At 50.0% G+C, this 23,033-nt stretch carries 21 protein-coding genes; 9 read left to right on the top strand and 12 right to left on the bottom strand.

Features of this window, described 5'->3' with window-relative positions; genetic code table 11:
- Positions 1–331: 331 nt before the first annotated feature.
- Positions 332–1,354, top strand: a complete 1,023-nt coding sequence (gene mgtE, locus ACN0YR_RS22360; protein WP_417851431.1) for a magnesium transporter — start codon at positions 332–334, stop codon at positions 1,352–1,354.
- 97 nt (positions 1,355–1,451) lie between these two features.
- Here mgtE and ACN0YR_RS22355 read toward each other — a convergent pair whose 3' ends face one another.
- Positions 1,452–2,489, bottom strand: a complete 1,038-nt coding sequence (locus ACN0YR_RS22355; RefSeq protein WP_417851430.1) for a DUF1559 domain-containing protein — start codon at positions 2,487–2,489, stop codon at positions 1,452–1,454.
- 320 nt (positions 2,490–2,809) lie between these two features.
- On the opposite strand from ACN0YR_RS22355, the gene ACN0YR_RS22350 reads away from it, so the two are divergent.
- Together ACN0YR_RS22350 and ACN0YR_RS22345 are read left to right on the top strand one after the other, a co-directional pair.
- Positions 2,810–4,213, top strand: coding sequence for an ATP-binding protein (locus ACN0YR_RS22350; RefSeq protein WP_417851429.1), 1,404 nt, complete (start codon positions 2,810–2,812; stop codon positions 4,211–4,213).
- 47 nt (positions 4,214–4,260) lie between these two features.
- The gene (locus tag ACN0YR_RS22345; RefSeq protein WP_417851428.1) at positions 4,261–5,679 is read left to right on the top strand and encodes a sigma 54-interacting transcriptional regulator; all 1,419 of its coding nucleotides are present in this window, start codon (positions 4,261–4,263) and stop codon (positions 5,677–5,679) included.
- A gap of 134 nt (positions 5,680–5,813) precedes the next feature.
- On the opposite strand, the gene ACN0YR_RS22340 is transcribed toward ACN0YR_RS22345, so the two are convergent.
- The 5 genes from ACN0YR_RS22340 to ACN0YR_RS22320 form a co-directional block, all read right to left on the bottom strand.
- Entirely contained in the window at positions 5,814–6,704 is an 891-nt protein-coding gene (locus ACN0YR_RS22340; RefSeq protein ID WP_417851427.1) for a dienelactone hydrolase family protein, read from the bottom strand.
- A 176-nt stretch (positions 6,705–6,880) separates the two neighbouring features.
- Entirely contained in the window at positions 6,881–7,222 is a 342-nt protein-coding gene (locus ACN0YR_RS22335; protein ID WP_417851426.1) for an exonuclease domain-containing protein, read from the bottom strand.
- A 251-nt stretch (positions 7,223–7,473) separates the two neighbouring features.
- On the bottom strand, positions 7,474–8,403 hold the full coding sequence (locus ACN0YR_RS22330; protein WP_417851425.1) for an amidohydrolase family protein: 930 nt from the start codon (positions 8,401–8,403) through the stop codon (positions 7,474–7,476).
- 149 nt (positions 8,404–8,552) lie between these two features.
- Complete coding sequence (locus ACN0YR_RS22325) at positions 8,553–9,392, bottom strand: alpha/beta fold hydrolase (protein WP_417851424.1); 840 nt, start codon at positions 9,390–9,392, stop codon at positions 8,553–8,555.
- Between the two features lie 56 nt (positions 9,393–9,448).
- Positions 9,449–10,852: a DUF1501 domain-containing protein gene (locus ACN0YR_RS22320; RefSeq protein ID WP_417851423.1), complete on the bottom strand. Its 1,404-nt coding sequence runs from the start codon at positions 10,850–10,852 to the stop codon at positions 9,449–9,451.
- A 135-nt stretch (positions 10,853–10,987) separates the two neighbouring features.
- Between ACN0YR_RS22320 and ACN0YR_RS22315 the strand changes: the two genes are divergently transcribed.
- The 4 genes from ACN0YR_RS22315 (at position 10,988) to ACN0YR_RS22300 (ending at position 14,354) form a co-directional block, all read left to right on the top strand.
- The gene (locus ACN0YR_RS22315; protein WP_417851422.1) at positions 10,988–12,046 is read left to right on the top strand and encodes a Gfo/Idh/MocA family protein; all 1,059 of its coding nucleotides are present in this window, start codon (positions 10,988–10,990) and stop codon (positions 12,044–12,046) included.
- Between the two features lie 131 nt (positions 12,047–12,177).
- Positions 12,178–13,065: an aldo/keto reductase gene (locus tag ACN0YR_RS22310; RefSeq protein ID WP_417851421.1), complete on the top strand. Its 888-nt coding sequence runs from the start codon at positions 12,178–12,180 to the stop codon at positions 13,063–13,065.
- An 82-nt stretch (positions 13,066–13,147) separates the two neighbouring features.
- Positions 13,148–13,744, top strand: coding sequence for an alpha-ketoglutarate-dependent dioxygenase AlkB family protein (locus ACN0YR_RS22305; RefSeq protein ID WP_417851420.1), 597 nt, complete (start codon positions 13,148–13,150; stop codon positions 13,742–13,744).
- Complete coding sequence (locus tag ACN0YR_RS22300) at positions 13,716–14,354, top strand: DsbA family oxidoreductase (protein WP_417851419.1); 639 nt, start codon at positions 13,716–13,718, stop codon at positions 14,352–14,354. The genes ACN0YR_RS22305 and ACN0YR_RS22300 overlap by 29 nt, the downstream gene beginning before the upstream one ends.
- A gap of 13 nt (positions 14,355–14,367) precedes the next feature.
- Here ACN0YR_RS22300 and ACN0YR_RS22295 read toward each other — a convergent pair whose 3' ends face one another.
- Together ACN0YR_RS22295 and ACN0YR_RS22290 are read right to left on the bottom strand one after the other, a co-directional pair.
- Positions 14,368–15,696, bottom strand: a complete 1,329-nt coding sequence (locus ACN0YR_RS22295) for a DUF4832 domain-containing protein (RefSeq protein ID WP_417851418.1) — start codon at positions 15,694–15,696, stop codon at positions 14,368–14,370.
- A gap of 52 nt (positions 15,697–15,748) precedes the next feature.
- Complete coding sequence (locus ACN0YR_RS22290) at positions 15,749–16,615, bottom strand: endonuclease/exonuclease/phosphatase family protein (protein ID WP_417851417.1); 867 nt, start codon at positions 16,613–16,615, stop codon at positions 15,749–15,751.
- A 603-nt stretch (positions 16,616–17,218) separates the two neighbouring features.
- Between ACN0YR_RS22290 and ACN0YR_RS22285 the strand changes: the two genes are divergently transcribed.
- Both ACN0YR_RS22285 and ACN0YR_RS22280 read left to right on the top strand, forming a co-directional pair.
- Entirely contained in the window at positions 17,219–18,466 is a 1,248-nt protein-coding gene (locus ACN0YR_RS22285) for a lactate racemase domain-containing protein (RefSeq protein ID WP_417851416.1), read from the top strand.
- A gap of 276 nt (positions 18,467–18,742) precedes the next feature.
- Positions 18,743–20,158: a proline dehydrogenase family protein gene (locus ACN0YR_RS22280; RefSeq protein WP_417851415.1), complete on the top strand. Its 1,416-nt coding sequence runs from the start codon at positions 18,743–18,745 to the stop codon at positions 20,156–20,158.
- Between the two features lie 97 nt (positions 20,159–20,255).
- Here ACN0YR_RS22280 and ACN0YR_RS22275 read toward each other — a convergent pair whose 3' ends face one another.
- The 4 genes from ACN0YR_RS22275 to ACN0YR_RS22260 form a co-directional block, all read right to left on the bottom strand.
- A complete protein-coding gene (locus tag ACN0YR_RS22275; protein WP_417851414.1) occupies positions 20,256–21,182 on the bottom strand; it encodes a cobalamin-binding protein in 927 nt (308 codons plus the stop codon).
- A gap of 141 nt (positions 21,183–21,323) precedes the next feature.
- Positions 21,324–21,962 carry a DUF6580 family putative transport protein gene (locus ACN0YR_RS22270; protein ID WP_417851413.1) on the bottom strand — a complete coding sequence of 213 codons (639 nt, stop codon included), beginning with the start codon at positions 21,960–21,962 and terminating at the stop codon, positions 21,324–21,326.
- Positions 21,959–22,660 carry an ATP-binding protein gene (locus tag ACN0YR_RS22265; RefSeq protein ID WP_417851412.1) on the bottom strand — a complete coding sequence of 234 codons (702 nt, stop codon included), beginning with the start codon at positions 22,658–22,660 and terminating at the stop codon, positions 21,959–21,961. The genes ACN0YR_RS22270 and ACN0YR_RS22265 overlap by 4 nt, the downstream gene beginning before the upstream one ends.
- Positions 22,657–23,013, bottom strand: coding sequence for a hypothetical protein (locus ACN0YR_RS22260; protein WP_417851411.1), 357 nt, complete (start codon positions 23,011–23,013; stop codon positions 22,657–22,659). The genes ACN0YR_RS22265 and ACN0YR_RS22260 overlap by 4 nt, the downstream gene beginning before the upstream one ends.
- Between the last annotated feature and the right edge of the window lie 20 nt (positions 23,014–23,033).

The following is a 23,033-nucleotide window of genomic DNA, read 5'->3' as shown; positions in this document are numbered from 1 at the left end:
GTCAGGTTGGTCGCAACGTGCGCAAAGAAAACATTCATCTGCGCCAGTCACAGCCCTCCTGCATCCAAAAGTTCTGAAGTTAATGAGGAAAGAAATCATGAGTCGTGCGACCGTAATGTAACTTGAAGAGTTTTCTCTACCGTTTTCTCAACCGCCTGCCCATGTAGAATATGTTTAGAACCAGTCCGAAAACCTCTGGAATCGTCGCTTTCCTCAACGTTTGAGAGAGCAATTTCAAGTTTCAGGACCAGCTCTAACCAGTGAAATTGCTGTTCGCCACGAGGCAGAGCCCGAACATCAATCCGAAAATGCTTTCGAGAGGAAATTGACAGTGCAGAACGGCACAAACAAGAATAGCCTGATTGACATTCTCGACGATCGCAGACAGGATTTCCCAGCCGAGACTGTCGGGCGACTCATGAGGTCAGAGTTCGTTGCGGTCCGCCCGGAATGTACTGTCGACGAAGCTTTGGCCTACATCCGCAAGCACGGTCGCAAAGCTCAAACCCTCAACACAATCTATGTTGTTGATTCTCTCGGCACCCTGGTTGGCGCGGTGCGCTTGAAAGATCTCGTTCTCGCCTCTCCGGAACAACAGGTTTCGGAGGTTCTGGACCCTGACTTTATTTCGCTCACAGTGGACGAGGACCAGGAAGTCGCAGTCAAGAAAATCCGAGAGCATGATGCACTGGTGCTGCCAGTCTTGGACGATTCGGGAACCTTAGTCGGAATCATAACTGCTCGCGACGTGATGGGGATTGCAGAATATGAGTCGCTGGAGGACTTTCAGAAGTTCAGTTCGATTCAAAACGCAATTAACAACCCGTTGACAGCCCGCATCGTTCATTTGTACCGGCAGCGGATCGTCTGGCTGTCTGCGTTGGTCATCATGAATGTCTTTTCAGGTTTCGCCATCTCGCAATTCGAAGATCTCATCACGTCGATGGTTTCTCTTGTCTTCTTTCTGCCGTTGCTGATCGACAGCGGAGGCAACGCGGGTGCGCAGTCAGCCACTTTGATGATTCGATCGTTGGCGATTGGTGACGTTCACATGCGAGACTGGTTAACTTTGGTGAGCAAAGAATTTATGGTCTCGCTTCTGTTAGGAGTCACAATGGCAGCGGGAGTTGCGATAGTCGCCAGCATCCGAGCACCGGAGATCATTGCGGTGGTCACAATCACAATGGTCTGTACGGTGGTGCTGAGCAGCCTGATTGGCCTGTTGCTCCCCTTCATACTCACGAAACTCAGACTCGATCCTGCCACGGCAAGCGCGCCGCTGATTACCTCCATTGCAGACATCTCCGGCGTATTGATTTACTTCTCCCTTGCGTCATGGTTCTTTAATTTGTGAACCACCCTCAAACATCAACTTTGGAGAAATTTTCCGGAACCCGCGATGGTCTATCATGGAGAAGCAGTCGTTTCCACCTCCCTCTTCGGAAGCTGTTCTAAAATTCTCCGATGATTTCTCCACCGTTGCGAGTTCCCAATGCTCTCCAGGTTGCTCGGTCGAGGTTTTCACTAAGAGAACGGACCGATCCGTCAAACAAAAGAACGTTCACCATTCCCACGTGATAGCTGCGTGATGTAATCATCGCGTAACTTGGGCTGCCCGCTGATCCATTGAGACCTTCCTGCCATGAATTGTAATTGGTCTCTTCGTAGTCAACGCCTCCGGTTGAGAAGCGGACTTTTGAATTTGGCGGGAGAGCGGTCGTCACTCCGGTGTGATGCACGCGACCATCGGGCCACTCTGTATGCCCGGTATTCTTGAACTGGCCTCCCGAAGCAACAATCGCTTCCGCCTCAGCAATTGAGTCAGGGACAGTCGTTTGTGATGGCCCACCGTTGCGTTGATACGGTGTCCAAGCTTTCACCTCGGCAGCTAACATGGTGTTCGTCGAACCGTCAACTGCATCACGAAAAGAGAGTCTCGCATTCGGAAAAAAAAGTCCATCTCCTCCTCGCCCAGTTGTTGGATCAAAGACGAACCACGTTCCATAATTAAATCCATACGATGTTGGGTAGAGCGTCACTTTTCCTCCACCAGGATCTCGGGCGACGTCACTCTTCGGGTCGCTGGGGCAGGCGAAGACAGGAATTTTGACGCCGCTGATTGCTGTTTGGAAATCCCAGGCGGTCGTCAAATCAACTCCATTGTAAAGACTTCCCTGTTCGAGATATGGAAGAATTCGACCATGGACACCCCACGACCCATTGCTGCCGGTTGATGTGACTGACAAATTCACAGCTGCCCCCGGTGGCAAGTATCTGTTGGCATCAATGTAGTTATGCAGAGCAAGTCCCAACTGCTTAAGATGATTCTTACACTGCGTTCGTCTGGCAGCTTCTCGAGCCTGCTGCACTGCGGGAAGCAAAAGAGCAACTAAAATCGCGATAATAGCAATCACGACGAGCAGTTCGATCAGAGTGAAGCCTCGTCGTTTCGGTCTTTGGGGCACAAACATTTCAGAAGAATATTTCATTTTTGGGTAAACTGGGACTGACAAAATCATTTCGTCTGGATTGATATCCAGCGACGTCGGAGATGCAGGCCAACAAGGCTTTGGAAGACCAAGTCACCAACAACTCGTAAAGTGGAGAACTGGTGACGCAAAATGTGTTCCTTAACCATATTCCAAGTCAAATGCAGGGTAAGACGCAGCGAATTGACTGAATCTTTGTAAACCTTCACAGCAGGTGGCGACAGAACCGCCACCTCGTGGCGAAAACATCGCCACAAATATGACGCACTTACGTTAGCTCGAGCACAAGAGCTGAACGGTTGCTTTCACCGGGAATTGATATGCGATGGCCAATCCGAAATCAGATTTTAGTCCCGTTTCTGTTCATTCAGATCGCGACAATTCTTGCGGTGGCATTATCATCTGGATGGTTTGCGATTCGCCAGGTTGACGACGAAGTGGCAACACGCCTGGAGAACGTGATGGAGACACTTGAAAAAGCGTCTTACCCGCTGACCAGCAACATCTTGGAACAGCTCAACAATCTGACCGGAGCAGAGTTTGTCGTCTATAATTTCAATGGTCAGCAGACAGCTTCCACTCTAAAAGATTTTGCCCTCACCACAGAAGAGCTACAGTCAATTCCATCTCCGGAACAGAACTTTCAGTTTCTTCGAAGTCAGGGAACCCTGCCCTTCGCGGGGGAACAATTTCTGGCTGGAAAAGCGACGTTGCAATCAAATCGTGGAACCGTTCTTGTTCTGTATCCCAAAAGTGCATTAGAGGCCGCTCGCTGGGAAGCGATTGTGAATCCGGCACTGGTTGGCGGATCGTTGCTCCTGCTCACACCACTTGCGTCGTTTTGGATCTCTAAGCGGCTTGCGAGAAGAATTCAAGACGTCCAACAACACGTTTCCCGGATCGCCGGTGGTGACTTAACTCCTATGCCGATTCTCAAATCGCGGGACGAGCTTCGTGAATTGTCACAAAGCGTGAACCGCATGACAGTTGTTCTCGACCAGTCAATGAAGCGGATACAAGAGAGCGAGCGATCCGCAATGCTGACACAGCTCGTGGGTGGTTTGGCACATCAATTGCGGAATTCGCTCACCGGGGCGAGAGTCTCAATACAACTCCATCAGCGACATTGTTCCACAGGCGAAGAAGAGGCGATTGAAGTCGCTTTGAAACAACTCACCTTAACTGAAGAGCAGATCAAAGCTCTTTTAAGACTCTCGCGAGGCGAGTCAGAAGTTGCCCGCTCCGGTGATGTCGCGGTCATCCTTGACGATGCGATCTCATTAGTCCGTCCACTATGCATTCACCAGAAAATCGATCTCATTTACAATCGGGAGAACTTTGATTGTCTTGTTGAAGATCAGGATGCAATTCGGGGAGCGCTGTTAAATTTATTGATGAACGCCATTGAAGCAACGCCGAGAAACGGTGAGGTCTTCGTACAAACTCATTCTACCGGTGATCAAATCACTATCGATGTTGTCGACGATGGTCCGGGTGTGTCGAGTGATCATCTCGATAAAGTTTTCACACCGTTCTTTACGACGAAACCAGAAGGAGCAGGTTTGGGACTGGCACTGGCACGTCAGGCAGCCGAAGATTGCAATGGGACATTAACAATCATTCAACAAGAAAAATCAACATTCCGTCTGAGTCTCCCTCAGCTTAAGGATCGCCCCGCATCTGCGGAATTGGCGAACAACAATCAGACTTCCGCATCCAGCTGAACCGGGCTAAACATCGGCACCACAAAGTCACTTTAAGCAATGAAATCATGAGCAGCATTCTGATCGTTGACGACGAACCTTCCATTTGCTGGGCTTTAGAGAAAGCACTCAGCGAAGATGGGCACGAAGTCAACACTACAGCAACAGCAGAAGACGCGCTCCAGCTGATCACGGAATCTGTGCCTGATGTCGTGGTGATGGACGTTCGCTTGCCCGGTATGGACGGTTTGACGGCCCTGAAAGAATTGCAGCGTCAAATCGGGAAGACTCCAGTCATCATCATTACTGCTTTTGGAGATCTTGACACCGCAGTTCAGGCCATCAATCGAGGGGCCTTCGAGTATCTCACCAAGCCGTTTGATCTTGATCAAGCAATCAACGTGATTCAGAAAGCGATTGCAGCAGGAGGTTCCGTTACGTCAGCTGACAAAACGACATCAGAGGAATCTCTTGAAAACCATCTCTTGATCGGCTCTTCTCCCGCGATGCAGGCGATCTATCGAGACATTGCCATCGTGGCAGAGCGGGATGTTCCAGTGTTGATTACCGGCGAAAGTGGGACAGGCAAAGAACTCGTCGCCGCAGCGATTCATCGATACAGCAAACGGGCAAACGGTCCGTTCGTGCCGGTCTGCATCCCTGCGATGAGTGAATCAGTTCTGGAAAGTGAACTGTTTGGTCATACGCGCGGTGCCTTTACCGGGGCGACCGAAAAACGGAGTGGCCTGATTAAAGCTGCTGACGGTGGAACCGCATTTTTCGACGAAATCGGCGACATCACGATTCCAACGCAGGTCAAGCTGTTGCGAGTGATCGAATCGAGGGCAGTCACTCCCGTGGGGGGCGACGACCCTCTCATATCCGATTTCCGATTACTGGCTGCCACAAATCGTGATCTGGACTCGATGGTCGCTGATGGAACATTCCGCAAGGATCTCTACTTTCGGCTCAATGTCTATCAGATCATGATCCCACCACTTCGCGAACGTCCTGAAGACATCCCATTGCTTGCAGACCATTTCATGAAACGTATCGATCCGGCAGGTAAGGTCTACCTCGGGAAAGCTGCGTCGAAAGAACTCCTTTCACGTCCCTGGTTGGGGAATGTCAGAGAACTTCGCAACACCATCGAACATGCCGTAATCGTAACCCGTTCAGGAGAGATCTCTGCAGATGCCTTCGCCGCTCCGATGTCGATCACAGACTCCATAAGCAAACCATCGACATCTCTGGGCCAGTCGGTCCGTAACTGGATTCAATCCCAAATCGACGACCACACTTCGGACGGAGAAATTGCGAACCTCTTTGATCGATTCCAGTCCGAAAGCGAATCCGTACTCATCTCGGAGGCCCTTTCGCTAACGCACGGGAATCGTCAAGAGGCTGCAAAAATTCTGGGAATCCATCGCCAAACACTTCGCGAAAAAATCCGGAGGTATCAACTGAATGTCTCCGAACTCCCATAATCCCAGATGAATATCTCCCTTCAGAGTCTTTCCACGACACCAAAGCCAAGCCTGCTCTATAATCACTGCATCGGGCGAGTCGTCGATGAAGTCAAAATGTGAACTTCACAGACGCAGCATGCATTGAAAATACTCTATGAGGCCAGGTGCTCTTTGAAGAACGCGATGGTCCGCTTCCATGCCAGCTCAGCTGCAGCTTCGTCGTAACGTGGAGTTGTGTCGTTGTGAAAACCGTGATTCACACCGGGGTAAACGTACGCCGTAAACGACTTGCCATTTTCTTTCATCGCAGCCTCAAAGGCAGCAGCTCCGGCGAGAATACGGGCGTCGTTTTCTGCATTTTGAATTAACAAAGGAGCTTTGATTTTGGAAACATCCGCGAGGTCAGGTTGTCTTCCATAAAACGGAACGCCAGCGTCGAGGATATCTGGAATTCGCACAGCAAGCTGATTCACGACCCCACCGCCGTAACAGAAACCGACTGCTCCGACTTTTCCGGTAGAAAGTTGATGCGTATCGAGAAATTTGGCTGCTGCGATGAAGTCTTGAGTCATCTTCTCACCGTCTCGCTTAGCCTGCATCGCACGCCCCTCGTCATCGTTGCCCGGATACCCACCCAGCGGAGTCAGCGCATCAGGAGCTAATGCGAGGAATCCCTGAACTGCAAGTCGACGTGCGACATCTTCGATATAGGGATTCAGACCTCGGTTCTCATGGATCACCAACACAGCCGGAAACTTATCCCCCTTCGCCGGACGAGCCAGCAGCCCTTTCATCTCTCCTGCTCCATCGGGAGAATCGTAAGTAATCATCTCACTCTGAATCCGTGGATCATTCGGTTTGACTTGTTCTGCCCAAGCATAATTGGGGCTCATGCTTGACATCAAAGTTTCCACAGTCAGGCCACCCACAGCAAACGTCGCGAGACGTTTCATGTATTCACGACGATCAAGTCGCCCGTGGCAATAGTCATCGTACAGACCCAGAACTTGTGGATCGAAATCACTTGCTTTTTTACGGTTCATCAGAGTCTCCTTGTTTAAGAACTGATCCTGAAACCTGAACTGACTCTCTCAAACACAGAGAAAGTTGATCATTCTAACGAATCGTTTCCGGACTGGTTCTTGAGAAGTTACTACAAAAAACTGAATCGTTGTTCGTCGATTTCAGGTCGATCTCAAAGTGCCAGATTCGAGCATCTTCAATGCTTTTTTTTGTGACCGTGAAGTTCTTCAAAGCCCCCTATTGATCGAAGTACAGATCTCGGATTCTGTCCTCTTCCTTGAGTGTTTGTGAGCATGGATGGTGAAAATCCATGAATATCGACCGGCCCCACATCTCGCAGAGGATCAACGAGGGTGTCGTACTCGTCGATGATTTTCAAATTTTCGTTCAAAACGACAACTGCGACTTCAACAATGCGGTCTTTGTTTCCGACACCAGTCGTTTCAACATCAATAACAGCGTCCTCTGCCCCATAGCGTGGCCCTTTCTTAAACTTTTTTCTCTCGACAAGTCTGATTTTGACCTCAGAAGATTGCAAGTCAAAGCTCATTCTGAGAAAATTGCCGCACACAACGCAGCATCAGGCCCGTTGCTGTGTTGTTAGAGCCTCCCCCGCACTGGCCCGTCGGGGTGAGGCTCGTTTTATATCCACCTTTAAACTTACTCTTTTCATCCACTCTTTCCGATCTGCCTGAGTGAGGCTGCCTCCAAATCGCGAGGCTGACAAACATGACGAGTGACGCCGACAATCTCTGATTGCCCCATTCGAAGCTACACCTTCGCTCTATCTTATCCGAAGCGTAAAATCCGTTTCGCAGTTCCTCCGAGAATTTGATTTTGCTCATTCTCCGAGAGATGGGAGAGAAGCGACCGGGCTCGTGCAAAAGCTTGCTGATATGATTCGCCTGTCGTATCCGCTCCGAAACCGCCGCCGTACATCATTCGTTCTGCACCAAACGCGTTTGTCAGTTCACGAATCGTTGGTTGAATATCTCGATGAGGATACTGACGGGTCGTCGGAATCGAAGAAAGTTTCATGATCGTATTTGGAAATCGAGACCACTTCACAACTTTTGAGTGTTCCTGCGGTGTTCCTTGAAATGGACGCCCCATGTGATCAATCAGGACGGTTGTCTCCGGAAATTCTTTGATGAGTGGCTCAAAGCCGTCAGCGTACCGAGGTTCAAAGTGAAGCTGCACCGCCAGATTCAGTTCGGTCGCCATTTTCCACAAATGACGCAGTTCCTTGGAACCAAATGGCGGAAGACGATCTGGAACATACGCATGCACCCGGACAGCTATCACATCCATCTGCTGACACAAATCTGGCATTTTTTCTAACGAGCCCGGACGATCTGAAAAGAGCAGAATCGTCCCTTTCAATCTGCCACCTCCAATATCGAGACAATGCTTCAGGTAGCGGTGGTCGTCTTGATACGGTTCTGGATGGACAACGACAGCATAGTCGACTCCAGCTGCGTCCATACAGCTGAGTAAGTGCTCTGGTGTTGCCAAGGCAGTGGGACGGTAAGGAGCCTTCGCATGATAAGGGAACTTCTCAGAATCGGTGCCGGCAAAACAGTGTAAGTGAGTGTCAATTTTTGGAACTTTCACTCCACGGGGTTCTGCTGCGATTGAGTTTTTAAGAGCGAGCGCACTGGCAGCCGCGAATGTTGCAGCCGAGACAAATTCACGTCGTGTGATCTGCTCTGATTTCATTACCATACTCCTGATTTGAATGAACAGCTTAAATTGCCGCCGATGTTATTCACTTGATGGCAGCTCCAGATCCCAGCGCCAGATTTCCAGTGGCTTCTTTAATTTCACCGTTGCGTGATTGGTCAGTCCCCGGCGCTAGGGGGGAAATCTTATTCTGATTTCGAAGCCGTCGCTTGGATCACGAATTCGAAGGCCTGTTTTGAGTCCGCGTATGTCGTGCTGTGTCCGCCTTCTTTTCGATGAATGCTGAGGACGTTTGAGTTGTGTTTCTGAACCTGATCCACCAACCGCAGAACGCTCGCCGCAGGCACAACTTCATCCTTTCCACCGGTTGTGGCCGCCAAGGGCATCGTGAATTTCATCGGATAGAACTCGGCACTCCGTTTGCGGTACTCATCGGGGACAAGTGCTTTGCTCCCTCCAAACGAAGTTGCGATGGCATCCTGAAACCGCTCGTACTCCACGAGATTGGCGGTCCCATTAAGAGAAACGACTCCGTCGATCATCTCTGGATGTCTCGCCGAAAATGTGAGTGCCCCTGTTCCTCCCATCGAGCCTCCGCTCAATATGATGCGTTGGACGTTGTATGTTTCTTTGAGGATTTGAATGATCTGAACCAGGTCAGCCTCTGCAGCCGGTCCCATCCACGAAGTTGGCGCACGATAATCGGGCGAGACCAAAAGCATACGATGTTCTAAAGCAACGTCACGAGCTGCCCGGCACTCACCGCGAGATTGTTGAACAAACTGCCACCGGTCCGATCCATGCCCGTGCAGCACAATCAGAACAGAGACAGGTTTTCCCTCAACCATCTCTGTCGGAGTCATGACAACATACTTCTGCTTAGTCCCATCGTGATCCGCCAGGAATGTTTGATCGACAGTACTCGCAAACTTCGCTGAATCTTCAGCCGTGCAATTCACTTCCATGAATATGGCTGCGATGCAATAAGCCACTGGAAAGAAGATTTTTGGAAGTGAAATATCCATCGCGAGTAATCTGCCTTTTTGTTTTGTGCGTAACAGTTTGCTCAGAAAGAAACTGCCTACAAAAGTTCAGCAATCGGAATTCCGGGGCTGGCTGGAATTGTAAATCCGTTGGGACTGAGCCTTGAGGCGGGATTGATGTTCATTGCCTTAAAGAGGGTCGCAGTGAAATCTTCTAGTGTGACCGGACTCGATTTCACATAGGCTGCGCGGGAGTCGGATTCTCCATAGACTGTCCCTCCTTGAATCCCCGCACCAGCCACCATCGCAGAATAACATTGAGGCCAGTGATCGCGACCGACTCGTTTCGCACCTTTGCTGATGACAGGCGTTCTTCCAAATTCTCCGATGAGGACCACTAACGTGGAATCGAGCAGACCTCGTTCACTGAGATCTTCCAAGAGTGCTGCCACTGCGATATCAGTTCTTGGCAACGCAAACGGCAGTCCATTCCACCCATTTTCAAAGATGCCAACATTTGCATTTCCGTGCATGTCCCAAGTTTCAAGACTTACGAATTTTTCACCAGCAGCTAACCCCGTCCACGCCACAACATTCACAAGTCTGACTCCTGATTCGATCAATCGTCGAGCGAGCAATAAATTTTGTCCAAGAGGATTCCGACCATAACGGTCTCGCGTGGCAGGTTTTTCTTGATTGATTTCAAACGCGGATTTGGCGTCGCTGCTATGTAAGAGATCGAATGATTGCTGTTGATAGATATCCAGCGATTCGAAGGCTGATGAAGTTTTGCTTTGAGGGAAGCTTTGCAAAGTCTGCAACAATTGCCAGCGTTCTTCCAACCGCTTCAAGGAGACGGATTCATCTGTATCGAATGCACGTACACGGAAGTCATTCGATGCCGGATTGTCATCATGACTCTCACCAATCAGCATCGGGGCGTATGCCATGCCGAGGTGTCCACCTGTTAAATATGTGTGTTCCGGAGGAGCAGAGCCTCCTCCATACTTTTGCAACCAGACGTGTGCCGGGATGGACTCGAGAGAAGGAGAAAGTTTAGAGACCATCGCTCCGAACGATGGATCGTCCTCAGCTGGTTTACTGCGACCCGCAAGCAACATGGAGTTGGCTTTGTCGTGCTGAGACATATGATGCGTCATCGAACGAATGACGGCATACTTCTCGGAGATCTTCGCAAGCTCCGGCATCAGTTCACAAACCTGAAATCCCGGAGTTGCCGTCTCGATCGATTGATACGGCCCACGAATCTCACTTGGCGCTGCGGGCTTCATGTCCCAAGAATCAAGCTGAGACAAACCACCATACTGATGAATGAAAATGCAAGACTTGGGAGACTGTCCGGAAGATTTTTTAATTGAAGCCTGATCATCGGAAGCGAGTAATTTTTCCAAGCTTAACCCAAATGCCCCGATGGCACCGATCTGCATCGCAGTTCTTCGTGTTAGAGAATTCTCAAGTCGGCCATCTGAGGTCTCTCGCATTCCACTTCTCCGGTCAACTCTTCGAAATCAAAATTGTGCCCATGACATCGTCAATGTTAGTGACTGTCATTGCAGAGATCCATTATAATTCCAGCGACCTTACGAACACTCGACTCTGAAGCCAAGGACGACATCATGAAAGCGGCATTTTTGACACACGCCGACGGGCCTCATATGAGCGCCTATTATTCCGCCCTGGCGAATGCGAAAGATTGCGATGAAGTTGTCATGGCAGATCCCAGTGGTCGCTGGAAAGATGACGCGAAAAAAACGCTCGGCGAAAAGTTGACGCGGACTTACACCAGTTACGCAGAACTCCTGGAAAAGGAATCACCGAAATTCTGCCTGGTTTCAATAGGAGCCGATCATGCTCCACCTGTCATCGAAGCCGCACTGAATTCCGGATCAAACGTCTTCTCGGAAAAACCTGCGTGCGTTTCACTCGATCAGTTTGAGAAGCTCGCAACTCTTGCAGAATCAAAACACCTGGAACTGATGATGGCGTTTGCCAACCGCACAAATCCGGAATCGCTCGAAGCTCGACAAATGATTCGCAAAGGTCGAATAGGCAAAATCTACAGCATCGATATGCATATCGTCGCCGATCAAACTCGTCTGACTCGCCCCGCTTACCACAAAACATGGCTCGCTGACAAATCCCGTGCAGGTGGCGGACACCTGATCTGGCTGGGGATTCACTGGCTTGATTTGGCAATGTATCTGACTGGAACTGAAATTACCGAAGCGACCGGAGCCGTCGCGAATGTCGGAGGTCAGCCGATTACCGCTGAAGATTCCGCTGCGGCAATTCTACGTTTCAGCAACGGCACTCTCGGCACAATCAACTCGGGGTACTATCTGGATTCCGGTTACCACACTCAGATACGCATCTGGGGATCAAAAGGCTGGATCAATCTTGACTCCACCGGGGAACCGAAAATGACCTGGTACGAAAACAAAGGGCCAAACGCGAAACAGATTCAAACCTTCGATGTCGGCAAAAAATCTCGCGGCTACTCTCCAATCGTGGCAAGAGCGATCTCTGCCATCGCCAACGACACTCCACCTCCAATTACAACTCAAGAATCCTTAAACACAATGAGAACAGTCTTTGGGATTTACGAAGCTGCAGAAACAGGAACTAAAAAGACGATCAACACTGTCCCGGTTCCATTTCAAAACCATCCGCTTTAAAAACATTTTCATTTCCCACGCTTGTCATACCCGCGAAGTTCAGATTCAGGACTTCAGAGACTGCTCGTCACGCGGCAGGAAGTAAAGTCCAATATTGGGCTTGCTATGGCCCCAAAAAGTAATCCGAAAAAATGCAGTATCGAACGCTCGGCCATTCTGAGATTTCAGTGAGTTCCATCGGAATGGGATGCGTCACATTTGGTCGGGAAATCGACGAAGAGACGTCGCTGCGGATCATGGATTACGCTTTTGAAAATGGGATCACACTTTTCGATACTGCCGAAGCCTACGCACAAGGTGGGTCGGAACGTGTCGTCGGAAATTGGTTGAAGAGCCGAGCCCGACGAGACCAAATTGTTCTTGCCACAAAAATTAAGGGCAAGCTCACTCGCGAACGGATCATCTCGTCCACCGAATCAAGTTTGAAGCGTTTGCAAACTGACTGCATCGATCTACTTCAAACTCATTCATGGGATGAATCGACGGCACTGGAAGAAACATTCGACTCTTTGACAGCACTGGTCGCCCAAGGCAAAGTCCGATGCGTCGGCTGCAGTAATTATAATGCAGCCCAACTGGCAGCGACGTTGAAGTTAAGTGATCAATCAAACTTTTCTCGGCTGACATCCGTCCAACCTCCTTACAATCTGGTCCAACGAGAGATCGAGACGGACCTGCTACCGTTATGCGCTCGCGAGAATGTCGGTGTGCTCAGCTACAGCCCGCTTGGGGCTGGTTTCTTGACTGGCAAGTATCGATCGGGCCAATCAATTCCAGCTGGCTCCCGCTTCGATGTCATCCCGGGGCATCAGCCAATCTATTTCACTGATCATGGTTTTCGAGTCCTTGAAGAACTTGATGCCTCTGCCCAAGAGACCGGACTTTCCCATGTGCAACTCGCGTTGTCCTGGGTTCTCAGGCAACCCAACATCACCTCAATGCTGATCGGCGCGCGAAACACTTCACAAATTGACCAGGCACTTCAAGCCATGACTCTCAATGCGAATTCGGATATGTAAAATCAAAACACGCATTTGCTGATTCCATCCAACATTTGTCTTCGCGGACACAGGATGCACGAAATTTCTTTGAAGCTTTGTCATGGAAACAATCAAACTTGGAGAGGGAGGGTTACTTCTCTATGACGACGCATTTCTGCCGGCCGAGGTCGCAGATCATTACTTCGCCCGGTTGCGCGACAATTATGCATGGGAGCAGAAACCAGGTCTCTTCGGCCACATGCAGCCAAGGTTGATTGCCTCATACGGCGACCCGGGTGTCACTTATCGGTATTCGGGCGTGAACAATACTGCTCTCCCGTGGCTGAATGAATTGCTGGAAATCAAAAAGAAAATCGAGACGGTTCGCGGCGAATATAACTACTGCCTTTTGAACCGTTATCGAACTGGGGCCGACAGCATGGGCTGGCATGCAGACGATGAACCGGAGATGGGGAACGTGATCGGTTCACTTTCTCTGGGAGCCACACGGAAGTTTCGGATCAGGCATAACGAAACGAAAGCGACAAAGACCTTTCTTGCAGGTCACGGGACACTGATTATCATGGCTGGAACAATGCAGCAATTCTGGAAACATGAAGTTCCCAAGACGAAGCAAAAAGTCGGCGAGCGAATCAACTTGACCTTCAGGAAAATTCTGGCGAGACCAAATGAAACTGTTCGTAGACGTAATCTCTGATGTCATTTGCCCATGGTGCTACATCGGCAAACGGCGACTTGAAACGGCGATTGCTGCTTTAAGTACCGAGCATGAAGTTCAGGTTCGATGGCATCCCTTTCAACTCAATCCCACGATGCCAAAGGAAGGGATCAGCCGTAAAGATTATCGAACTCAAAAATTTGGAAGCTGGGAACGTTCAGTCAAGCTGGACGCCACAGTCACCAGTGCTGGCGAAGCTGAAGGGATTCGTTTCGACTTCGACAAGATTGAGCGAACACCAAATACTGTCGACGCCCACCGGCTCATCTGGCTTGCCGATCAGCATGGCTATCAAGATGCAGTTGTCGAAGCTTTATTCCGAGCATACTTCAGCGAAGGTCAGGAGATCGGCGATCGCCAGACGATCATCAACATCGTTGCCGCCGCTGGTCTGGAACGAGAAGCTGCGGAAACCATGTTGGATAGCGAAGAAGGGATGGACATGATTGCGCAGGCTGCTGAAATGTCACAGCAGTATCAAGTTGCGAGCGTTCCGTTCTTCATTCTTAACCAGAAACTAGGATTGTCCGGCGCACAGCATCCGGAGAAATTCCTCAATGCGTTCAAGCAACTCACGGATGAGTCTTAAAGAAATTCACAAACTACTCGGTAACTTTTAGCTTCGAAACGATCGTCCATCCGTCAACCACCGGCAAGTCGTTGGCGAAACGGATGGCTGGTCGATCTTGCCATGGATCGCGGATTCCGACTCCCAGTCGATATGTCCCAGCTGGAACTTGGAACGTAATTTTCGTCTCCTCAGAAAAATCGCCGGGTAACCACTTCCGGATATCCCATTCTGTTTCGCAAATCTTGACGACCTTGTCTGACGAATCGAGCAAAGCCCATTCGAACTGCCATGGGTAGTAAAACGGAGCGTTCCCAACATTTCTGCCTTTCAGAGAAAACCTGTTCGACTGCTTTGAGATCACCTCAGCAGGATGAACGGCCTCAGTAATCTGGAATTCGTAGCCCATCTTCCGGACCAGTTCTTCGCTTCGCTTGAAAAACTCTTCGTCATTCGATTTCTCCAATGCAGGGCAGTATGGACCAACCCATGAAAAGTGAGACCGATCCAACATTGTCAGAGTTGTCTCATAGTCCTTCCCGAGCCATTGCCGAGCTTTGTTTGGGACCATCTCGCCGCCGACCACTGCAACTCGCCAATTTTCGGTTCGCTTCGTCTTCCTCAAGCCCGAGAGAAAACTCCAGTCTTTCCCGTTGTCGGTGTCTTGTGGAAACATGTCGTCATGAAATCCAATCCAATCCTGCTGCCCAGCATACCCTCTGGCATAGCGAACCATCAGGGACTTATCAGGAAACGATTTCCGATAGGCGTCAATGATTCGACGTTCCGTCTCGGGTGTGGCATACAGTTCATCTCGTGGCCATGTATGCCATTCGCCCCAGAAACCGAGCAAACCTAACTGAATGAAAGCGACGCGTGGATGCTTGTTGTATCGCTTCCCGAGAGCTTCAATCAGCCGCTCCATGGCCGAAATCATAAGTGGGTTATTATAGTCAGGCGACATCCCACCTCCATGCTCTTCATAAGCAGTCTCTTTCACACCCGCTTTGCGCAGCCAATCGGGGAGGCCGGATGGCAATGAAGGGTAATCGACATATACTCGAAAAATGATGTGCTTGCCATTTGCTCTCTCGACTTCCCAAGCCTTCTCCCATTCATCAAAGCGAAAATCTCCTTGAACAGGTTCGAGTTCACGCCAGGAGATGTATTGAAACACCATGGAATAAGGCTGATGAATTTTACCTGCGTCAGTGTAGGGAGCCCAGCCCTTGAGCGGGTTATCCAGTGGGCCCGCTTTTGATTGTGGGCGGACCACAATCTCCTCCGCTGATCCAAATCCAGGAAAACAGAGAGAAGGGACAATTCCGAGCAATACGGAAAATGCAGGGAGTAGTGTTTTCATCGCATCATCAGTTCATGTGGGGAAATTAGAACCGCTTCGAAAACATCTGAAACTAATCGCTCTGGCCGAAGACCGCCAACTGTGGAAGGTGGTCGCTCAGAGCAAATGAATTTTCATCTGCAATGTTCAGACGGAAAGCTCCTTCGAATAGCGGCCTTGATTCGAGGATCTGGTTTGCAATGGGACCGGTCGCCAACACGTAATCAATGCGGTGTTTTGGATCGTCCGCTCTGATGGTCAGACCTTCACCTTCACCGACTTTGGCAAAGGTATCGATCCATCCGGCGTCCATCCAAAGTTTATACTCCTCAGTCTCCGGATTATGGTTGAGGTCACCAATCAAAAGCATCGACCGACCAGCATCAAGATCCTTTTTCATTGACACCAGCATCGCCTTGACTTCCTTCAACCGGACAGATGGGTCGGGTGTTGGATAAAGATGAGCGGAGTGGACAATCAGGGATTCGCCATTCGGCAACTTGACCGTCCCACGTCCCCAGTGTCGAGTGAACAGGTCTTTCGGGCGCTCGTGACCGAGTGGAACATTCTCTGAATCGGTGATTTCGAAACGGCTGAGCAATGTTCCCGGCCAGTTCCCTCCGCTGGGGAAGCGAACATGGTTCATCCCCAGATGCTCTGCCACTTCTTTGGCAACCGCTTCACTTGGCGATTCTGAGAAATTGATAATGTCCGGTTCATACAAAGCCAACTCCATGGCCAGCCGTCTTGCCATCTGGCCTTTCTTGACCGCACTCTTCGCCAACAGTCGATCCTTCGGCCAGCCTGTGCAGGCGTAAACGTTGTAGGCAATCACTCGAAGAGGTTGTATTTTCTTGTCTGATGCGAACGTGGGGAGCGCGGCTGTCGTAAGCCCAGCAGCTCCGAGGGCGGCACAAAACTGGCGTCGTGAAATCGTCATATGAGTTCATCCTTTCCTGCTTGTCGATACTGGTATCGCCGATACTGGGCTCATTGTCGCACGAACGGCACTTCCTTTCCATCACGACTGTCGAAACGACTGACATAACCGCAGACAAGGAACTGTAACACCGCCAGACAAATCAACAATCATCCATCTGTCATCACAAGACAGGTCAGGCGAACGTTGGTAGAATACGGTTCAGAAGATGCTGGCTAACTCCGACATAGTTCGCAAATGACGACGGGTTCAATTTCCGCCGATCTGACACGAGAACGGTCACCGAATTTAAGTTCCACCTGGCTCAAGCCACCTGAGCCTCCAAGCTCGACAGAACAGACTCAGCCGCACTGACTTTTAGAGTGTTGCACATTTCACGGTGCATCAGTTCACGGTGCATCAGTCGGAGTTGATTCAGCAATCTTCAAGAAACAGATTTTCGATTTCGGCTTCAGTGTTGATGCAATCTCTCTGGAACTCTATCGTCCGGAATTGTGATTTTGAGATGAATATTTGAGAATTGACATCAACTCGTTGATTCAGCGGGATTCTCCGCTGGGATGAAATCACGAGCTTCCAGAAGCTTTCGCAGAGACAATGACGATGACGCAACAACCGGTGATGTCTGAAGAGGAAGTCAGAAATTGGTTCGCCAGTCAAATTCCACAAAGTGATTTTGAAGGCAAGAAAGTTCTGCTGATTGTTCCGGATCAAACCCGAACGGCACCAATGCCATTGCTGTTTGATTCACTTTTCCAGCAACTGAACGCCGTCGTAGAAAAAATCGATGTGATCTTTGCATTGGGGACTCACCCGGGGATTTCTGAGGAGTTGATGTGTCAACTGCTCGGAATTCAACCGGAAGAACGCAATACGAAATACGCGAACGTGGAGTTAATCAATCACGAATGGGACAACCCTGATGCTTTGGACACCATCGGAATTCTGACGAAGGCTGACACCGAGCGTATCTCAGGCGGGTTGCTCTCGCAGGAAGTTCCCATCCAGATCAATAAGCGAATTCACGACTATGATCTGCTGCTCGTGATGGGGCCAGTCTTTCCACATGAAGTGGTCGGATTCTCCGGCGGTAACAAGTACTTTTTCCCCGGCATTTCCGGACCGCTGCTTCTGAACTTCTTCCACTGGCTCGGTGCTTTGATCACAAACGTAGGCATTATTGGCGTCAAAGGGACGCCAGTTCGCGAGGTTGTTGACCTCTCTGCCCAGAGCATCCCGGTGGAGAGAAAAGCAATTACCTTTGTCGTCTCCTCTGATGGAACAACCAGCCTGCATGGTCTGTTTTATGGAACGCCTGAAGATGCTTGGAACGCAGCAGCGGATGTTTCGGGGCAGACTCACATAAAGCGGATGGAGAAGCCGTTTCACACGGTCCTGTCTTGTTCACCTACGATGTATGATGAACTTTGGACAGCCGGAAAATGCATGTACAAGCTTGAACCGGTCGTCGCTGACGGTGGTGAACTCATTATCTATGCTCCACATCTAAAGAGCATTTCCGTCACGCATGGTGAGACGATCCACAAGATTGGCTATCATTGCAAAGACTATTTCACTGAGCAATGGGACAAGTTCAAAGATTACCCATGGGGAGTCGTTGCTCACTCAACGCATGTTCGCGGAACTGGAACTTATGAAAACGGCGTTGAAAAATGTCGCGTGCAGGTGACGTTGGCGTCACAGGTTCCCAAAGAAGTTTGCGAGAGCATCAATCTTGGTTATCGAGATCCCGCTACAATCAACATTGAAGACTACGCCAACCGCGAAGATGAGGGAGTTCTGCTTGTCCGTAAAGCTGGCGAGCAACTCTATCGGCTTCAGGAAGAATAGATTGAAATCCACTCTCCACACATAGCACGGGACCAGAGTCTCGTGCTATCGCATTTTAGAACTGAAGTACGTGACATGTCTCGTGACAAACAGCAATTTTACTGGTGAAGCGCGTCCGACACGGACAGCCTGTGAAGTCATGAAAGTGAACGTACGGGTACGACAAGCATTGAAAATGCTCTAGCTCTTAATAGAAACGTTGAGCTTTACGTCTCAAGATGACACAAAATCGGTGTCGAATAAGTCCTCCAATTACTGAAGTCAGATTGTAAGTCCATGAAAAAACGGAGTCAAAAGTCATCAGCCAGCCTGCGGGTCGAGCAAGAAACGCAGCGAATCGGTCGTGACTTATGGGAACATTTGGATCGACGGAAGCCGACCGTTTTTGAACGTCGCTGGTGGTTGGACCACATTCTTGAATGGGCTATGCAAGACGAGTCTGTCAAAGTGCAAATGTTTCGCTTTGTTGATGTGCTCCCAATGCTCAAGGCAAGCACAACGGTAACGACTCACTTGCAAGAATACTTTGATGAAGTCCGCTCACATCTTCCAGCGACGGTTCGTTTAGGATTGAATGTCGCACAGCCCGATACCATTCTGGGAAAGGCGCTAGCAGTAAATGCGCGGACCAACGCCCGAAAAATGGCGGAGCGGTTCATCGCCGGAACCAAGCCTCAAGAAGTCTTCCGAAGTGTCCACAAGCTCCGTTCCAAGGGAGTCGCGTTTACTTTGGACTTACTCGGTGAAGCGGTGATCAGCGAGCCGGAGGCGGAAAAATACCAGCAAGCGTATCTGGACCTCATTGAACAACTCGCCCCGCAAGTGAATAGCTGGCCAGAAGATTCTCTTCTCGATCGTGATCAGACCGGTTGGATTCCCAGGTGTCAGGTTTCATTGAAACTCTCTGCACTTGTCAGCCATTTCAAACCGATCGACGCTGAAGGTACTTCGGAGCGCGTCAAAGAACAGCTTCGTCCAATTTTTCGGTTAGCGCGAAAGCTCGACGCTTATGTTCACATCGACATGGAACATTACGAGTACAAAAATTTGACGCTGCAAATTTTCAAAGAAATTTGCATGGAGAAAGAATTCCGAGATTGGCCGGATTGTGGAATTGTGATTCAGGCGTACCTGCCCGATGCACGTGAAGACCTGGAAGACCTGCTTAAGTGGGCGAAGAAACGAAAAACTCCGATTGGGGTCCGACTTGTGAAGGGAGCCTACTGGGATTACGAGACGATCAAAGCCGAGTATCGTGGTTGGAAGTGTCCCGTTTACACTCAGAAATGGGAGTCCGATGCCAACTTCGAGGAACAAACACAATTCTTGCTGAAGAACTACGAGCACTTGCAACCGGCGATTGCTTCACACAATTTGCGGTCCCTCGCGAGTGCCATGGCGTGGGCTGAGGAATTGAAAGTCCCACGAAATGCCTGGGAAATTCAAATGCTCTACGGCATGGCTGAGGAACAACAACAACTCTTCAGTGAGCTTGGATACCGCGTGCGGGTCTACGCTCCGTTTGGCGAACTGCTACCGGGAATGTCTTATCTGGTTCGCCGGTTATTGGAAAACACGTCCAACGAATCATTCCTGCGGCACGCTTACGACCAAGATGCGAGCATTGAAGAACTGCTGCGATCACCAGTCGAAATCGGAAAACTCGCCACCCAAAACGCTGCGACTGCGTAATGCCCGTTTGACTCTGAATTGAGATTTGTCTCGAGAAGTCTGCTTCAGGTTTGTCCGGGACAATGGTCCCGGACTACGGTCCGCGTGACGACTCGTCTCAATCTATTTCGTCGATTCGAATCCAGCCAGTTCCGTGGTGTTTCGGCTCGACGTTCTGATGTAACAGTTCAACGAGAATTTCTGCTGATTCCACGACACGTGGACCGGGGCGATTGAAGTACTGATTACCATCGGTGAGATAAACACGTCCATTTTTGACAGCTGAGAGTTCGTTCCAACGTGGATGATCTGTCAGCAGGTTTATCTCTTTCACCGTGCGCGCGATATCAAATCCGCAAGGCATGATCGCAATCACATCGGGATCGATTTCGACAAGATCATCCCAGGACTGATACGGAGAATGCTTCCCATCCTCTGCCATTACAGCATGACCACCAGCTATTCTGACTAACTCCGGCACCCAGTTCCCCGCGATCATGATCGGTTCGAGCCATTCGATGCAGGCAATCGTCGGCGGCTTCTCAGTCTTTCCGAACTCACTTCGAATGGCTTCCAGACGCTGCTGAAGCTCGTGATTGAGCCGGTCAGCTGCCGCGGGATCGCCTAAAGCAATCGCGACGTTTTTAATATCGACCCAGACATCCGGGAGTGCCATCGGTTCGCAGGAGACAATCTGAGGATTCGAGTTGACCAGTTCGCAGACCGCAGCTTCGACATCCTTTAAGTTGACAGCACAAACTTCACATTGCGTTTGTGTGACAATCAGAGTCGGCTGCAGGCGTTCCAGCTCATCTTTAAAGACGGAATAGACCGAGAGGACTTCCTGGACTGCGTTTTTGACAGCAATGTCAATTTCCAGGCTCGTCCCGCTAACGTCAATTCGTGGCTCCGAACAAACCGGCAGCCGGTCAACACTCGGAGGAAAGTCGCACTCGTGAGATCTCCCCACAAGTGCATCTTCATACCCCAGTGCTGCAACGATCTCTGTCGCACTGGCAATCAAACTAATCACACGATGTTGCATGAAACATCTCGAAGTAAACTGCACAAAAAAAATTCAACATTTCGTCGCATACTTGAAGCCTGTAGATCGCGTTTCACCAGTAAATTGGCTGTCCGCCACAAGGCTGAACGCGATCATCTTCAAATGGGCTCTCGAGAAAAATCAGTTTCCTGAAGTCGCCGGGATCAACTCCGGTTGAACTTCCTGTGTGCTGGTTTGACGAATCGCAACTGGACTGAAGAGCAGTCCACCAAAAACAGTCGTTGCAATCAGAGAATTCTTCAAGAATGGAAGACCAGCAACGTAACAGGCAATCAAGCCTTCAGTAGTGGGGGGATAAATCGTCGATCCGACCCATGTTGCAAAGTTGGTAATCAGGAAGAAAGCAAGACAGCTTCCAACTCCTGCCCCGGCGATGCGTCCCCATGAACGATTTTCGCGAAGTGCATATCCAAGAACCGCACACAACGCAAACGCTGCATAGACAACGGGTTGGTCAGAGTAGAATGCCCATTCAGGATGACCGGAAATGAGTCCAACACCAATGTCGCCGACGAAAATCGCTGCGACTGGCAACCAGAGTGCATTCATCTTGGAGCGATACATCGCTCCCCCAAAAACCCCAAGTGCAAAGATGGGCGAGAACGCCCAGGGGTAGATTGCGAAATCCTTCTCAACATCCATTCCCATGTTGTAAAGCACATAAGGAAGAAGCTTGAGTAGAATCGTGTATCCAAAAATGAATGCGACGAATTTCCAACGTGGAACTTCTGTGTTCTTGTTCTGTTGAGGAACGTTCATGTAATTGCATCCTGTTGAAAGTGAATGCTTGCTGTTGCAAGTGTGAGATCTGAAAAAACAAATTGCCCGTCTCGCTGAGTCTCTCCGACACAGACTTCGATCTGTGAACTCATTTGAGGACAGTTGTAAACAAATGAATGAAACTCTCCATTTTCGCCACAGCGATCCGCTGAATCGGGAAGAGTCTCAAAAAATGCAGAATCCAATTCTCGACCACAAAACGATTCTGGAATCTGCTTGGTGTCGACACAACAAGTTATCGCGTTGAACCCACCCGCGACAAACCGCTCAGCGAGCGCAGTCGTCTCCTCTCCCCAGATCGGGTAAAGAGATTGCATGCCCACTCGCTGAACAAGTTGGTCACGGTATGCCCGGATTTCTTCGACGTACAAATCTCCGAAGGCGATCGTCTCGACTCCTGTGAGTTTGAATTGTTCAAGAGAAGCGGACATTGCTGCTTCATAGTCGGCGTTGCAGGCTCCTTTTTCGATCCATGATTCAGACAGCGGAAGCCCGATGGCCCTCGCCTGTTCGAGAATCAGTTCACGTCGGACTCCGTGCATCGAAACTCGCTCGTACTCACGTGTGAACGTCGTCAACAACGAGACGACTTCATAACGATCCTCTGAAAGAAGGCGATCCAGCGCAAGCGCACAGTCCTTACCACCACTCCATGATAAGACGACCGGAATACTCATTCGCTCGCCTCTGATCGGAAGCTTAATTTCTGCTCAGGCAGTGGACCGTCAACTGTGAGCGGCCCTGAATCCTTTGGGCATTTGCCCGCTCCGGGAGTCCGATTGAGTTGTTCCAGCGGAGGTGCGGGATACCACTTTTGACAACTGGCACAGTAGAGTGCCGGTTGCAACTGAGACCTCGGATTCTCTGGGTTTGAAACAGGCAATTGAACCGAAGTTTCGATCAGGTAAGCCTGTTTCGACTTCTGATCGTAGGCGACTCTCCAAAGAACATTTTCAGTGGCTGTCGAATCCTCGGAACCGCAACCGACTAGCGGGGCGAGACAGAGGATGAATAGAAATTTGCGAATCATTGCCAACTCCTGATTGTTTG

The organism is Thalassoglobus sp., assembly GCF_048270125.1.
Classification (GTDB): Bacteria; Planctomycetota; Planctomycetia; order Planctomycetales; family Planctomycetaceae; genus Thalassoglobus.
This window is presented reverse-complemented; position numbering and strand designations above follow the sequence as displayed.